General features: G+C 37.0%; 12 protein-coding genes. 1 reads left to right on the top strand and 11 read right to left on the bottom strand.

Going from position 1 to position 14,312, the window contains the following annotated elements; genetic code table 11:
- Positions 1 to 23: 23 nt before the first annotated feature.
- The 8 genes from NHE85_RS08860 to NHE85_RS08825 are packed head-to-tail and all read right to left on the bottom strand — an operon-like array spanning position 24 to position 8,291.
- Positions 24 to 1,268 (bottom strand): 3-phosphoshikimate 1-carboxyvinyltransferase, encoded by a 1,245-nt coding sequence (locus tag NHE85_RS08860; protein ID WP_252811670.1) that lies wholly within the window; start codon positions 1,266 to 1,268, stop codon positions 24 to 26.
- A 3-nt stretch (positions 1,269 to 1,271) separates the two neighbouring features.
- Positions 1,272 to 1,484 (bottom strand): hypothetical protein, encoded by a 213-nt coding sequence (locus tag NHE85_RS08855; RefSeq protein ID WP_252811669.1) that lies wholly within the window; start codon positions 1,482 to 1,484, stop codon positions 1,272 to 1,274.
- Positions 1,485 to 1,491: 7 nt separating this feature from the next.
- Positions 1,492 to 1,818, bottom strand: a complete 327-nt coding sequence (locus tag NHE85_RS08850; RefSeq protein ID WP_252811668.1) for a nucleotide pyrophosphohydrolase — start codon at positions 1,816 to 1,818, stop codon at positions 1,492 to 1,494.
- Positions 1,819 to 1,820: 2 nt separating this feature from the next.
- Positions 1,821 to 3,761, bottom strand: a complete 1,941-nt coding sequence (locus tag NHE85_RS08845) for a DUF3857 domain-containing protein (protein WP_252811667.1) — start codon at positions 3,759 to 3,761, stop codon at positions 1,821 to 1,823.
- A 40-nt stretch (positions 3,762 to 3,801) separates the two neighbouring features.
- Positions 3,802 to 5,703 (bottom strand): DUF3857 domain-containing protein, encoded by a 1,902-nt coding sequence (locus tag NHE85_RS08840; protein ID WP_252811666.1) that lies wholly within the window; start codon positions 5,701 to 5,703, stop codon positions 3,802 to 3,804.
- Between the two features lie 47 nt (positions 5,704 to 5,750).
- Positions 5,751 to 6,203, bottom strand: a complete 453-nt coding sequence (gene dtd, locus NHE85_RS08835; protein ID WP_252811665.1) for a D-aminoacyl-tRNA deacylase — start codon at positions 6,201 to 6,203, stop codon at positions 5,751 to 5,753.
- A complete protein-coding gene (gene rsgA, locus NHE85_RS08830) occupies positions 6,203 to 7,174 on the bottom strand; it encodes a ribosome small subunit-dependent GTPase A (RefSeq protein WP_252811664.1) in 972 nt (323 codons plus the stop codon). The genes dtd and rsgA overlap by 1 nt, the downstream gene beginning before the upstream one ends.
- Before the next feature lie 31 nt (positions 7,175 to 7,205).
- On the bottom strand, positions 7,206 to 8,291 hold the full coding sequence (locus NHE85_RS08825; RefSeq protein WP_252811663.1) for a bifunctional 3-deoxy-7-phosphoheptulonate synthase/chorismate mutase type II: 1,086 nt from the start codon (positions 8,289 to 8,291) through the stop codon (positions 7,206 to 7,208).
- Between the two features lie 212 nt (positions 8,292 to 8,503).
- On the opposite strand from NHE85_RS08825, the gene gldA reads away from it, so the two are divergent.
- Positions 8,504 to 9,409, top strand: coding sequence for a gliding motility-associated ABC transporter ATP-binding subunit GldA (gene gldA / locus NHE85_RS08820; RefSeq protein ID WP_252811662.1), 906 nt, complete (start codon positions 8,504 to 8,506; stop codon positions 9,407 to 9,409).
- A 182-nt stretch (positions 9,410 to 9,591) separates the two neighbouring features.
- Here gldA and metF read toward each other — a convergent pair whose 3' ends face one another.
- Genes metF through NHE85_RS08805 form a run of 3 tightly spaced genes read right to left on the bottom strand, consistent with a single transcriptional unit; the run spans position 9,592 to position 14,222 of the window.
- Complete coding sequence (metF, locus tag NHE85_RS08815) at positions 9,592 to 10,548, bottom strand: methylenetetrahydrofolate reductase [NAD(P)H] (RefSeq protein WP_252811661.1); 957 nt, start codon at positions 10,546 to 10,548, stop codon at positions 9,592 to 9,594.
- Complete coding sequence (metH, locus tag NHE85_RS08810; protein WP_252811660.1) at positions 10,548 to 13,220, bottom strand: methionine synthase; 2,673 nt, start codon at positions 13,218 to 13,220, stop codon at positions 10,548 to 10,550. Before metH ends, metF begins: the two co-directional genes overlap by 1 nt.
- On the bottom strand, positions 13,221 to 14,222 hold the full coding sequence (locus NHE85_RS08805) for a homocysteine S-methyltransferase family protein (RefSeq protein ID WP_252811659.1): 1,002 nt from the start codon (positions 14,220 to 14,222) through the stop codon (positions 13,221 to 13,223). It abuts the gene before it with no gap.
- Between the last annotated feature and the right edge of the window lie 90 nt (positions 14,223 to 14,312).

Here is a 14,312-nt window from a genome sequence, read left to right as displayed (position 1 = left end):
CCTGTAAAATCGATGTTTTAAACTTATATTGTTCTGATTTTAAAGCCGCACTTTTTAAGATCGTCCCAAAAGGCAGGATATGATTTTGAAACAACCTCAGCTTCATTTATAATAAAAGGTACTTTTATAGCAAGGGGGGCAAAGGCCATTGCCATTCTGTGATCGTTATACGTATTTACAGGCCCTTTATGATCAGGCTTCTCTTTATTAACTGCATCAAATAAGTTATGCGGTTCAATCTTTAAACTATCGTTGGTAACTTCAACAATTGCTCCAAATTTCTCCAACTCAGTTTTAAGTGCTTCAAGCCTGTCTGTTTCTTTTATTTTTAAAGTATGTAACCCTGTTAAGTAACATCCTACTCCAAGTCCAAAACAGGTTACTGCTATAGTTTGGGCAATATCCGGAGTATTTATTAAATTTAAAAATACAGGTTTAGCTTTCCTGTTCTTACACAACACTATTGTATCTGATTCAAAAAACGTATCTACCCCCAAATCCGAATAAATTTTTGCCAGAGCGCTGTCGCCCTGAAGACTGTTTTGTTTATAAGAGGTTAAGGAAATTGAAGTGCCGACATCTGCCAAAGCTACAATTGAATAAAAGTATGATGCCGAACTCCAGTCACTTTCAACAGTTATTGCTACCGGTGTTACATCAATTAAAGGCTCAACAAAAATAGTATTATCTTTAAACTCATGCTTAATTCCAACTTCTGTAAGTAAAGCAAGTGTCATTTCAAGATAAGGCCTCGAAGTAATTTCTCCATCAAGATTAATTTCAAGTCCTTTTTCAAGCTTTGGTGCTATAAGCAGTAAGGCAGTTATATACTGGCTGCTAACATTTGCTTTTATAGTTACTTTATTTGCATGTAATTTTTTACCCGTTATTGTAAGCGGAGGAAAACCTTCATTTTCAGCATATTCTATATTGGCTCCAAGACTGCATAATGCATTTACCAAAACACCTATAGGACGCTCTTTCATTCGGGAAGAACCTGTAATTACCGTTTTTTTGCCCTCCTGAATAGCATAGTATGCCGTGAGAAAACGCATAGCTGTACCCGCATGGTGTACATCTATATTGTTATCATTTGCAGAGAGTGCCTTACGCATAACTTCACTATCATCAGATTCTGAAGCATTGTTAAAGCTAATACCCGGATATAAAGACTGCAATAATAATAACCTGTTAGTTTCAGACTTGCTACCGGAAATTTTCAGAGATGATGATTTTACACCATCAGGCACCTGCAAATGAATATCCATAAATTACTGCTTTTTTTGCTGCTCTTCTTTCTTTTTGGTTAACCTCACCCTGAATGGTTCTAAAACTAGAACATGCAATAGTGACATACCAAGTGTCCATATAATAACGTATGACCAGGGATTTTCCAGATCATCCCCAACTATTACTATTGTTATGATACCAAAAACAAAATAAATTATAAGTCCGGCAACAAACTGAGCTAATTTTAGTTTCATTATCACCTTATTTTAATTTTTCGTTATTATGGTGCCTGTCATGGTCGCGCTTGCTTTTTAAATCCATTTTTTTATCAAATGCCTCCTGAAGATTTACACCTGTCTGGTTTGCCAGGCACAATACTACAAAAACAACATCGGCCAGTTCTTCACCCAGGTCTTTGTTCTTATCACTTTCTTTTTCACTTTGTTCGCCATAGCGGCGCGCTATAATACGGGCTACCTCGCCAACTTCTTCCGTAAGCTGCGCCATATTGGTAAGTTCATTAAAATAGCGCACACCGTGCTCCTTTATCCAGTTATCTACTTCCTGTTGTGCGTTTTTTATATTCATTATTATGCTTTTTTAAGTACTACCTTTTCATTTTGCTTATCAATTACCATCTGGAAAAAATCTTTAAGCGTTCTGTAATATGCCTGTGAAACATTGGCATAGTTAACATCAAATAAAACGCTTACCTGTACCGAATTGTTTTGTGATACAACATTGTATTTAAAACTGCCTATGTTTTCCTCCATAACAACAGATACTGGTTTTGGTAACGATTCAACTACATATCCTTCAGGCAAAGTTATATTAATCATGTATCTATCCTGCCAGGGATACCCAAAATCTATAGGATATTCTCTTTCTTCCTGCTTAAAAGGATTTTCTGTTGCGGTAAAAAACAATAACGGGTTAAAATATATTTTATCGCCTATTACATCAGACATATTTTTGTGTACAAAATCATATTCTTCAGTAACAGGTTTAGGACTATCCTTATCAAGGGTTCTTTTATAGTCGCCAAGTTCGATGCCATTATATCTTTTTTCAAACTTTTCAGCATATGTATCTTCACTCATTTCGGCATATCTTTCCTTGAAAATATAAGCATAATAATCATGGTGCTGGTCTCTTACTTTACCCGCTACATTTCCTTCGTTATCTATAGAAGCGGTAACAGCTATTAACTCTTTAGAGTTGTTTACAGGCATTAAATCTATATCGGCTGTAGATCCGTCTTTTCTTATCATCCTCCCCTGCCAGTTCAAAGCTCTTTCAGGCAAAACACCTGGCACTGTAAATTTACTTGTAGCATCAAATAATATAACAGACTTACCATTTTCTACACCTGCAACAACATAGTTATAGGCTGTACGGGTAGGAAATAAAGCAACACCGTTAGAACGTGTACTTATAAGCACCGGGTTGGCTATTAAGCCTGCCTCACGCAGCATTGCGGTTAATATTAAATTTATCTCTGCTGTATTTCCTGTTTTGCTTTCATACGCCTTTTTTACTCCTTTATCGCAATAATAGCCATAATCTCCATTCCAGTTCATTCGGGATTTTACAAATAAAAATATCTTATTTGCCTTTTCTTCATTACTCATTACTCCACCGGAAATAATATGCTGAAGGTCTTCCTTAAAATAAGAATCAAAATTTAATTCTCTTCCAAAATCTTCATGCTCATATATTTTTTTTGCTACTGCTCCCCAGTTCGTTGAGTAATTTTCAGTTCCCGAACTAAAGTTCGTTGAAGCAAGTTCATGTTTTAATATTGAAGTATAATTTTCAATATTATTTACATAAGCTTCATCTTTTATAGCTTTAACATTTTCAGCCCAAAAAACATCTGTAAATTCTCTATAGTTCATCCCTGCAGGCACGCTTGCAGCCGTATCAAGTTTATTTACTTTGGTATATCCGGCAAGATACCTGTTATAAGTAAAAAACTGTGGTACAGTAATTTTATATTCTACATAATTTGCAGGAATATCATATTGAAAATACCAGTCACGAAAAACTGAAAAATACGGTGTAGTAATAGTATATGTATACTCTATTATACTGCCTTCTTTTACATTAGGCATTGTTATTTTTTTTATTTGGTAGTCATCATTTACCTTTTCTGTAAATTCACCATCATTTTTTAGTCTTGTTCTTTCAATTTCATTGCCTACCAGATTATAAGTATATGCGTCTGAAAAATTAACTTTAATTATTCTGCCCCCTGTATAGTATGGTACTTCCTGATTAGCATATTCATAACCCGATTTTTTGTATATTTTAATACGTGTAGTTACTTCAGTAACCACATTCCAGGAGTCTGAATATATGGCAAAATATGTTTTGCCTATTTTATGCAATATCGCCGCAGGTGCTGAAGTGTCTTTTGGATGAAATTTCTCCCGCAGTTCTTCAATTGTTACTTTTTGGGGTTTAAAATTTTGTGCTCCTGCCGTAAAAATACAGCTAATCAAAAGCAGTAAAGTACTAATTAATTTCATTATTGGGTTTGGTTTGATTGGTTTGGTTTGTGTGTTGTTTCTATTTTTTTATGAGCACAATTTTAGCATTATCATTACGTGCAATTTTTTCTCTGAAAAGCCTAAAGTCTTCATAATCTGTACTGGCATAATATCCCGGGTTAACAAGTAGCGATCTTTTATAAATTAGCGATCCGTCTTCAGCAGCTACATATTCCGCCTTATATTCTCCGTACTTTTCTGTAATAGTAATATCGTCAGGTTTAGACTCCATAGTAAAGCCTTCCGGAATTACTATTGTAATCTCATCTGTATCAAAAAATCCACGCGCAATTTCAAATGGGTTTTTTCGTGACCTGTATCTCTGCGGTACACTGTTATACTGATTAAAAGCATTAACAGCAAAAATAAGCCTGTCACCAGATTTACTACAATATCCTTCAGCTTCTAACGCAAGGTCTTCTATGAATTCCTGAGAATCCTTATTATTTTTTAGTTCCGCTTTTTTTATTTTCAGGTTATTAATATTGTCAAAGCCTGACTTGTAATATTTATCCCTCTCATCTTTAGATTTACTCTCTAAAAAAAACTTATTATCATACTGTGTGCCTTTACTGGCTATAACCACATTTGCAGAAATAGCACCTGCACCGGTTATTTTATAACTACCCTTAGATACTTGAGCGTTTGCCTTGCTATCATAAACTGCAGTTCTTACAATTTTACTTCCTTCAGGTTTTATGAGCAATGCCATTCTGTCGTCCGTAAAATCACCCTGAAAACCAAACGGATTTACCTGGCTTGTACATTCAAGCCATACAATTTTATCATTATCCGGAATACCAAGTATCATATGGTTACCCTGCATACTTACAAAATCTTCACGTATATCGCGCTTGTAGCCGCCACCATAAATAACCGCACAGTATGCATCAACTCCCACGGCTTTAAGTAACGCTCTTGTATAATTACTAAGAGCTTTACAATCGCCATAACCCAGCCTGTCAACATCTTTTGCAAGCATTGGCTTCCAGCCGCCAATTCCAAGCTGAATGCTTATATACCTGGTTTTAGATTGTACATATTCATAAATAAGTTTTGCTTTTTTTACAGCATCTGTTTCTGTTCCTACAACACCTTTTACCTTTTGTATTGTTTCATCAGAAAGTTCATCGGTTCCCTTTAAAAGATTATTGTAATACCATGATCCAAAACTTTCCCAGCTTGATGCTTCTCCATCTACACCTTCAAGATGAAATTTTTCAAGTCCAAAAATTACATAGGGAGATATTTTTCTAAAAGGTGGTGTATATTCTTCACGCTTCAGGGACGGTATATTTTCAACTTTGTAAGAAAGCATGTTAGCTCCTTCCTGTTTATTAATAGCAGCTCCCTCAAAATTGATTTCTTTATATTTAAACCCCAGATCAGGGTTATATGTTATTGTTATTTCACTTTTTTCAGTGCTGGTATTTGCATCTTCTATAGCCCACCATTGCGGTATAAATGCAGTATTAGATGTTTCAACTTCACTATTAAACACTATCGTAAAAGGATAGGTTACAGGTGTATAATCAAGATACAAACCCCTGTTATCCGTTAATGTAGAACCTTGGGATATTGCTACGTCCTTAAAATCTTTACGTTTTATTTTTTTTAGCAGCTTTCCATTTTGATCGTAAACAATTGCTTCTATTAATTTTATTGAAGTAGATTTATTATAATATTCGCTTGCATCTACGCTTCCAAATCCACTCTCATTTATAACAGTAACAATCTTCTGCTTTTTTATAATCATCGATTTTCTGGATTCAATAGAAAATTCTACCCTGTCAAGCCTGATTATAGCATTAGCATTTTCTTTAAGCGTTTCAGGAATGAGAGAAACATCAAAATTATCTTCCTGGGCAAATAAAGTTTGTTGAAATAATAAAGAAATCAGTAAAAAAAGCCTTAAAATCATGTTAAAATAGTTTCCTCAAAAATAGATGAATTTTTAACATTTAAAAATTATTCTCTGTTTTTAGAGTCAATAATTATAGTTAGAGGTCCGTTATTTAACAATAAAACCTGCATATCTGCACCAAATTCACCAGTCTGAATTTTTTTACTAAAGTCTTTTTCTACCTGGGCTATAAAAGCCTTATATAACGGAATAGCAACATCTGGTTTTGCAGCACGGATATATGACGGACGATTGCCTTTCTTTGTAGCTGCATGCAATGTAAACTGACTTACAACTATAATATCGCCTTTTACATCTTCCACAGATTTGTTCATGAGTCCTTCATCATCTCCAAAAATCCTGAGTTTTATAATTTTTGAAGACAGCCATTCAATATCTTCTTTAGTATCGGCATCTTCTATTCCCACAAGTATCAGCAACCCGGTTTTTATATCAGCTACCTTATTGCCTTCAATTGTTACCGATGCCTCACTTACCCGTTGAATTACAGCTCTCATTAGTCTTCGCTATCTTTATTTTTGCCATCGCCATAAACATCGGTACGGTAATGCTCATCATCTCCCTCAAGCATCTGCAAATAGCTGCGGTAGCGCGACCATGCTATCTCATCTTTTTCAAGCGCATCTTTAACGCCACAATGCGGCTCGTCTTTATGCAGGCAGTTATTAAACTTACATTGATTTTTTACTGCAAAAAATTCAGGAAAATAATCTCCAAGCTCTTCTTTGTCAATATCAACAATACCAAATCCTCTAATTCCGGGAGTGTCAATAATTTTAGCATCAAAATCAAGTTCAAACATCTCAGCAAAAGTAGTAGTATGCTGACCCTGGCTATGCTGTTCGGATATTTCTTTGGTTTTAAGATTTAGTGAAGGCTGTAAAGTATTTATTAATGTAGATTTACCAACACCGGAATGTCCTGAAAACATGCTGACATTCCCTTTCATTTCTGCTTTCAGGTCATCAATACCTTTTTGCTGTGTAGAAGAAACACGCAGACACTTATATCCTATAGTGCTGTATATGTATTGAAGATAGAGCTGTTCGTCGAGCATGGCATCATCAAACGTATCAATTTTATTAAAAACCAATACTGCTTCAATGCCATAAGCCTCGGCAGTTACCAAAAACCTGTCTATAAAGCTGGTAGTAGTAGGCGGATTGTTTATGGTGACAAGCAGGAATACCTTATCAATATTCGATGCAATAATGTGCACTTGTTTAGAAAGGTTTACCGATTTGCGTATAATATAGTTTTTACGCTCATGAATTGTATGTATCAGCCCCGTCGTTGCATCAGATGTTTCATCCAGGTCAAAATCAACCACATCGCCTACAGCAACAGGATTTGTACTCTTAATTCCTTTTATACGGAATTTACCTTTTATACGGCATTCATAAAATGTGCCGTCATTTGCTTTAACCGTATACCAGCTTCCGGTAGATTTATAAACAAGTCCTGTCATTGGGCAAAGATAATTATTTTATCAGCTTACTTTATTGCTTGTTCATTACGTTTTCCTGATGCACTATGCTCTCCTGATGAATAGCCATAAAAATACGGTATATAAATTCACTGCTCAGTCCTTTTTCTGCACCCTGCTCTACCATTTTATCTAAAATTTCCTTCCAGCGCTTGTTTTGCAGTACAGCAACATTTTTTTCCTTTTTAAGCTGGCCAATCTGGTCAGATATCTTCATACGGTTGCCAAGCACTTCAATAATCTTACGGTCAAACTCGTCAATATTCATACGCAGGTTTGCCATTTTTATATTATAATCATCAGCAGTGTCAGTTTCTTTTCTAACCTTAAGGTTTTTAAATATCTCTTTAAGCTTAGTTGGGGTTACCTGTTGTGCAGCGTCACTCCATGCATTGTCAGGATCTGTATGTGTTTCAATAATCAGTCCGTCATAATTAAGATCAAGTGCTTTTTGAGATACTTCCTGTATCATATCCCTTCTGCCTGTTATATGCGATGGGTCGCAAATAAGCGGCATATCAGGGAAACGGTTTTGAAGTTCAATAGGTATTTGCCATTCAGGTATATTTCTGTACTTGGTTTTTTCGTAGGTAGAAAAACCTCTGTGTATTACTCCAAGTTTTTTGATTCCTGCATTGTACATCCTTTCTACACCACCCAGCCACAAAGCAAGGTCTGGATTTACTGGATTTTTAACCAATACTATTTTATCTGTATTTTGCAATGCATCAGCTATTTCCTGTACCGCAAAAGGGTTAACGGTAGTACGCGCCCCAATCCAGAGTACATCAATATCATGCTCCAAAGCCAGTTTTACATGGTTAGCATTAGCAACTTCAACTGCCATAGGCAAGCCTGTTTCGGCTTTTGCCCTTTGTAGCCATTTAAGCCCGATGGCTCCTACTCCTTCAAATCCGCCCGGGCGTGTTCTTGGTTTCCATATACCGGCACGAAAAAAGCTTACATCGCTGTTTTTTAGTTCATGGGCAATTTTTAGTACCTGTTCTTCCGTTTCTGCACTGCAGGGACCGGCTATTACAAGCGGATGTGACAAATGTAAATCATCAAGCCACTTTCTCATTCCTATATTATTTTCCATAATGGTTCCTCTACTGTTGTACCTGATAATTTTACTCACAGGATTTTAAATGGTTTTACAAATTTAATTATTCTGTTGTCTGTATTCGTGGTATTGCCCTGCTAATTTGCTTTTGGCCTATACAAAGACACATAAAATTTAAAACACATAAAAAACCCACTAATATTACTATCATTTGTTTTTCTTAGTATTTTTGTTCAAAATCAAAGTATATGTCAATCGAGGTAAACGATATTTCTAAAAACTATGGCGAACAAAAAGCGCTTGATGCTGTTTCATTTTCTATAAACAAAGGAGAAATTGTAGGATTTCTGGGTCCTAACGGCGCAGGTAAATCTACCCTGATGAAAATACTTACCACTTACTTAAGTGCCGATGAAGGTACAGCTTTAGTTAATGGCTATAATGTAGCCGAACAACCAAAGGACGTTCAAAAGTCTGTAGGATATCTGCCGGAACACAATCCGTTATATCTTGACCTTTATGTTAGGGAATACCTTGCATTTAATGCCGATGTATATAAAGTAGATAAGTCGCGAATTGAAGAAATGATACAGCTAACGGGACTATCTGCTGAAGCGCATAAAAAAATAGGAGCCCTTTCCAAAGGATACCGCCAGCGTGTAGGACTGGCTACAGCATTATTACATGATCCTGAAGTACTTATTCTTGATGAACCTACAACAGGACTTGACCCTAACCAGCTGGTTGAAATACGCGACCTGATTAAAAACATAGGTAAAAACAAAACTGTATTTCTTTCTACGCATATTATGCAGGAAGTAGAGGCTATTTGCGACAGGGTTATTATTATAAATAATGGAAAAATTGTTACCGATAAAAAACTGAAAACCCTTGTAAAAGATACTAAAGAAGCACAGGTCATAGAAGTAGAATTTGACAAGCCTGTTGAGGAAGCGCTTATCCAAAGCCTGCCTGAACTCACTACTGCAAAAAATACAAAAGGCAACACCTGGGAACTTACTTTTAAAGCTGAAAACGACATGCGCCCGGCAGTGTTTGACTTCGCACAAGCCAATAACTTAAGAACTTTACAAATTGCACTTAAGAGTAAAAACCTTGAAACGGTATTTAGAGAGATGACAAAAAAACAATAATTATGTGTGGAGTACCTTTACCCTGGTGGACAGAAGAAATAGAAAAAGACAAGGAGAAAGAACAACAGGAACAAAACACTCCTGATGAAACAGAAGAGTGTGATTAATCACAACCCCTATAGCATAAACCAAAGAGGCCCGGAATTCATATCCCGGGCCTCTTTACATATAAACACTAAATTTTAAAAGATCTCTTTAGCTATTGCTTTTACATTGTCTGCTTTACCCATAGAATAATAATGCAGCACCGGAATACCAGCTTTCACCAGCTCTTTACTCTGTTCGGTACACCATTCTATACCTACCTCCCTTACAACATCATTGTCTTTTGCTTTTACTACTTCCATAATAAGCGCATCAGGTAAATCTACCTTAAAGCGATGCGGAATCTGGTTCAGTTGTTTTTTTGTAGATAGCGGTTTTAATCCCGGAATAATAGGTACTGTGATACCTTCTTTACGGCATTTAGCCACAAAGTCAAAAAACTTCTTATTATCAAAAAACATCTGGGTTACTATATAAGTTGCTCCGTTTTTAATTTTTTGTTTTAAAAAATGAATATCACTATCAAGACTTGGTGCTTCCATGTGTTTTTCAGGATACCCTGCCACACCTATACAAAAATTTGTTGCCGAAGTATTCTGCAGATCAGCATCGAGGTAAATTCCTTTATTAAGATTTTCTATCTGTGTTACAAGTTCTGTAGCATAATGGTTACCTTCCTTTTCCGGCTTAAAATAAATTTCACTCTTTACGGCATCACCTCGTAAAGCAACTACATTCTGAATTCCTAAAAAGTCCAGGTCTATCAAAAAGTTTTCAGTATCTTCTTTAGTAAACCCTCCGCAAAGTATATGCGGAATGGCATCTACCTGATATTTATTTTGTATAGCAGAACAAATACCAACAGTTCCGGGGCGTTTCTTAACTACTTTCTTCTCTAATAGTCCGCTTGGCAGCTCTTTATATTCATATTCTTCCCTATGGTAAGTTACATCTATAAACGGAGGGTCGAACTCCATTAAAGGATCAATGCTATCAAAAATAGACTGTATATTTTGTCCCTTTAGCGGAGGCAATATCTCAAAAGAAAAAAGTGTTTTGCCGTTGGCGTTTGCTATATGTTCTGTTACTTTCATTAATCTGCGATGTTAGGATTAAGCCATTTTGTGGCTTCATCTGTACTTATACTTCTTCTTTTTGCGTAATCAATTACCTGGTCTTCTTTTATTTTACCAAGTCCGAAATATTTACTTTGCGGATTCGCAAAATAATATCCCGAAACCGATGATGCCGGCCACATGGCAAGGCTTTCGGTAAGGGTTACCCCTATTTTATTTTCTACATCCAGCAATTGCCAGATCGTTTTTTTCTCTAAGTGATCAGGACAGGCAGGATACCCCGGTGCCGGACGTATACCTTCATATCTTTCTTTTATCAGTTCCTCATTACTGAGTCTTTCATCTAATGCATAACCCCAAATCTCTTTACGCACTTTTAAGTGTAGGTATTCGGCAAATGCTTCAGCTAATCGATCCGCCAGTGCCTTAACCATTATAGAGTTATAATCGTCATGATCAGCTTCAAATGCTGCCGCTTTTTCATCTACGCCAAAACCTGTGGTTACACAAAAGGCTCCCATATAGTCGGTCTTACCTGTATCTTTAGGCGCTATAAAATCAGACAGTGCAATATTAGGCGCACCCTTTGTTTTTTGTGATTGCTGCCTAAGCGTAAGGAACTTTACATTCGGCTTACCATTTTCATCATATAGTTGAATATCGTCATCATTAACCTGCTGTGCCGGGAATATCCCATAAACACCTTTCGCCTCAAGCCAGTTTTCATCAATCATTTGCTTCAGCATTTTTTTAGCATCCGCAAAAAGAACCTGTGCCTGCTCTCCTACTATCTCATCTTCAAGAATTGCAGGAAACTTACCATGTAAATCCCATGTCTGAAAAAAAGGTGTCCAGTCAATAAAATCTATCAGTTCAGACGAATGAGGCTCAATAGTTGCTACTCCTGTAAACTTAGGCTCAACAGGTGTAAAGTTCTCCCAGTCTAATTTTAGTTTATTTCTTCGTGCATCTTCAATACTAAGAAAATCCTTATCGCGGGAACGGTTTAGATAGCCCTCGCGAAGCTTGTCATATTCTTCCCTTAAGTTTTTAGAATATTCTGTTTTAGTAGCGTTATTTAACAGGTTACCCGCTACTGTTACTGCTCGCGATGCATCATTAACATGCACAACGGTATCTCTATATTCAGGCGCAATCTTAACGGCAGTATGTGCACGCGATGTTGTTGCCCCGCCTATCATTATAGGAATACTGATGTTCAGCTTATCCATCTCTTTGGCCAGATATACCATTTCATCAAGTGAAGGCGTAATTAAACCACTAAGACCAATAATATCAACCTGTTCTTTAATTGCTGTTTCTATAATTCTTTCCGGAGGCACCATAACACCAAGATCTATTATCTCAAAATTATTACAGCCTAAAACTACCGAAACTATGTTCTTTCCTATATCATGCACATCTCCTTTTACAGTTGCCATGAGTACTTTACCAGCCGATGAGCCTTTACCTTTACCAGCCTCAATAAAAGGAAGCAGGTAAGCAACTGCTTTTTTCATTACACGGGCAGATTTTACCACCTGCGGCAAAAACATTTTTCCGCTGCCAAAGAGGTCACCTACAACATTCATCCCTGTCATTAGGTTAATTTCTATAACCTCAATGGGTTTAGCTGCAAGTTGTCTGGCTTCTTCAACATCTATCTCTATAAATTCATCAAGCCCTTTTACCAAAGCATGGGTAAGTCTCTCCTGAACGGGAAGCAATCGCCATTCCTGAGCCTGCTTTTCATTTGATTTTACATCTCCTTTTACGTTTTCTGCAAATGCCAATAAACGTTCGGTAGCATCATCCCGGCGGTCTAAAAGCACATCCTCCACATGCTCTAACAGGTTTTTTGGTATATTATCATATACTTCAAGCATTTCAGGATTTACTATACCCATATCCATACCATGCTGTATTGCATGATATAAAAATGCCGAATGCATCGCCTCTCTAACCCTGTCATTACCACGAAAAGAGAAAGAAACGTTGCTAACACCGCCGCTAACATGAGCGTAAGGCAGATTTTCGCGTATCCATTTTGTTGCAAGAAAAAAGTCGAGTGCATTTTTGCGGTGCTCTTCCATTCCTGTAGCTACAGGAAATATATTCGGATCGAAAATTATATCTTCAGGCGGAAAGCCTACTTTATCTACAAGTATATCATAAGACCTTTTACATATCTCAATACGCCTCTCATAAGTATCGGCCTGCCCTACTTCATCAAAAGCCATAACAATTACAGCAGCGCCATATCGTTTAACTTTTTTTGCATGGTGTATAAAATTCTCTTCTCCTTCTTTTAAACTTATAGAGTTTACTACGCTTTTACCCTGCGTTACTTTTAGCCCTGCCTCAATAATTTCCCATTTAGAGCTATCTATCATTACAGGCACACGGGCAATATCCGGCTCAGAAGCAATAAGATTAAGAAATGTAGTCATGGCATGCACGCCATTCAGCATTCCTTCATCCATATTAATGTCTATAATCTGAGCTCCGCCATCTACCTGTGCGCGTGCGACATCAAGTGCTTCTTCATATTTTTCTTCTTTAATCAGGCGCAGAAACTTTCGCGAACCGGTAACATTGGTACGTTCGCCTATATTTACAAAGTTGCTTTCAGGGGTTACAATTAATGGCTCTAACCCCGATAATTTCAAATATCTTTCAGTCACTTTCATTTATATAGCAATCTCACTTTTTCGTGGTTTATACTTTGCAGCTACTTCAGCGATCAGGCGAATATGCTCCGGAGTAGTACCGCAGCATCCGCCTATTATATTAATGAGGTTATCATCAAGATACTCTTTAATAAGCACCTGCATTTCTTCGGCAGTCTGATCATATTGTCCAAAAGCATTAGGAAGACCTGCATTTGGATGTGCCGAAATGCTAAATGATGTATTATGGGCTAGTCTTTTAAGATAAGGTTTAAGCTGATCTGCACCCAGAGCACAGTTAAAACCTACGCTTAATAAAGGTAGATGTGATATAGATATAAGGAACGCCTCAACCGTCTGACCGGAAAGTGTACGCCCGGAAGCATCAGTAATTGTTCCGCTTACCATAACAGGAATATCAATCCCTAATTCGTCTTTAATTTCTTCTATAGCAAAAAGTGCTGCTTTAGCATTTAGGGTATCAAATATAGTTTCCACCAACAGTAAATCGCAGCCTCCGTCAATCAGAGCTTTTATCTGCTCTTTATAAGCAATAAGCAAATCATCAAAGGTAACGGCGCGATAGCCAGGATCGTTAACATCGGGGCTCATACTGGCAGTACGGTTTGTAGGACCTATAGAACCTGCCACAAAACGTGGTTTGTGTGGTTCTTTTGCAGTAAATTCATCGGCAACCTCTCGGGCAATGCGTGCCGACTCATAATTGAGTTCATACACCAAATGCTCCATGTGGTAATCGGCCATACCGATTGTAGTTCCCGAAAATGTATTGGTTTCTACAATATCAGCTCCTGCTGCAAAATATTGATAGTGCACATCTCTGATAGCTTTGGGCTGGGTAAGCGACAATAAGTCATTATTACCTTTTAGCGAATGCGGAAAGTCTTTAAAACGCTCACCGCGAAAATCTTCTTCAGAAAAATTATAGCGCTGCAGCATTGTACCCATAGCTCCGTCGAGCACAAGTATCCTTTCGTTTATAGCTTGTTGTATTCCTGACATAATTATTATTTAAAGCGTAAATGCCCTAAAACAGTAATTTTATGCGAACAGCGAACTATAATCAATAAATTGATCTAAGGGTTATGAGCC

It is taken from the genome of Flavobacterium sp. NRK1 (assembly GCF_024054175.1).
Lineage (GTDB): Bacteria > Bacteroidota > Bacteroidia > Flavobacteriales > Flavobacteriaceae > Flavobacterium.
Note: the sequence above shows the minus strand (reverse complement) of the source record. Positions and strands in the feature narration are given on the sequence as shown.

What these genes read in the sequence shown, in the direction of transcription:
- metH (WP_252811660.1), bottom strand. Translation starts at nt 13,220, where the DNA reads ATGAAAGTGACTGAAAGATATTTGAAATTATCGGGGTTAGAGCCATTA.
- NHE85_RS08855 (WP_252811669.1), bottom strand. Translation starts at nt 1,484, where the DNA reads ATGAAACTAAAATTAGCTCAGTTTGTTGCCGGACTTATAATTTATTTT.
- rsgA (WP_252811664.1), bottom strand. Translation starts at nt 7,174, where the DNA reads ATGACAGGACTTGTTTATAAATCTACCGGAAGCTGGTATACGGTTAAA.
- NHE85_RS08825 (WP_252811663.1), bottom strand. Translation starts at nt 8,291, where the DNA reads ATGGAAAATAATATAGGAATGAGAAAGTGGCTTGATGATTTACATTTG.
- NHE85_RS08860 (WP_252811670.1), bottom strand. Translation starts at nt 1,268, where the DNA reads ATGGATATTCATTTGCAGGTGCCTGATGGTGTAAAATCATCATCTCTG.
- NHE85_RS08850 (WP_252811668.1), bottom strand. Translation starts at nt 1,818, where the DNA reads ATGAATATAAAAAACGCACAACAGGAAGTAGATAACTGGATAAAGGAG.
- NHE85_RS08840 (WP_252811666.1), bottom strand. Translation starts at nt 5,703, where the DNA reads ATGATTTTAAGGCTTTTTTTACTGATTTCTTTATTATTTCAACAAACT.
- dtd (WP_252811665.1), bottom strand. Translation starts at nt 6,203, where the DNA reads ATGAGAGCTGTAATTCAACGGGTAAGTGAGGCATCGGTAACAATTGAA.
- gldA (WP_252811662.1), top strand. Translation starts at nt 8,504, where the DNA reads ATGTCAATCGAGGTAAACGATATTTCTAAAAACTATGGCGAACAAAAA.
- metF (WP_252811661.1), bottom strand. Translation starts at nt 10,548, where the DNA reads ATGAAAGTAACAGAACATATAGCAAACGCCAACGGCAAAACACTTTTT.
- NHE85_RS08845 (WP_252811667.1), bottom strand. Translation starts at nt 3,761, where the DNA reads ATGAAATTAATTAGTACTTTACTGCTTTTGATTAGCTGTATTTTTACG.
- NHE85_RS08805 (WP_252811659.1), bottom strand. Translation starts at nt 14,222, where the DNA reads ATGTCAGGAATACAACAAGCTATAAACGAAAGGATACTTGTGCTCGAC.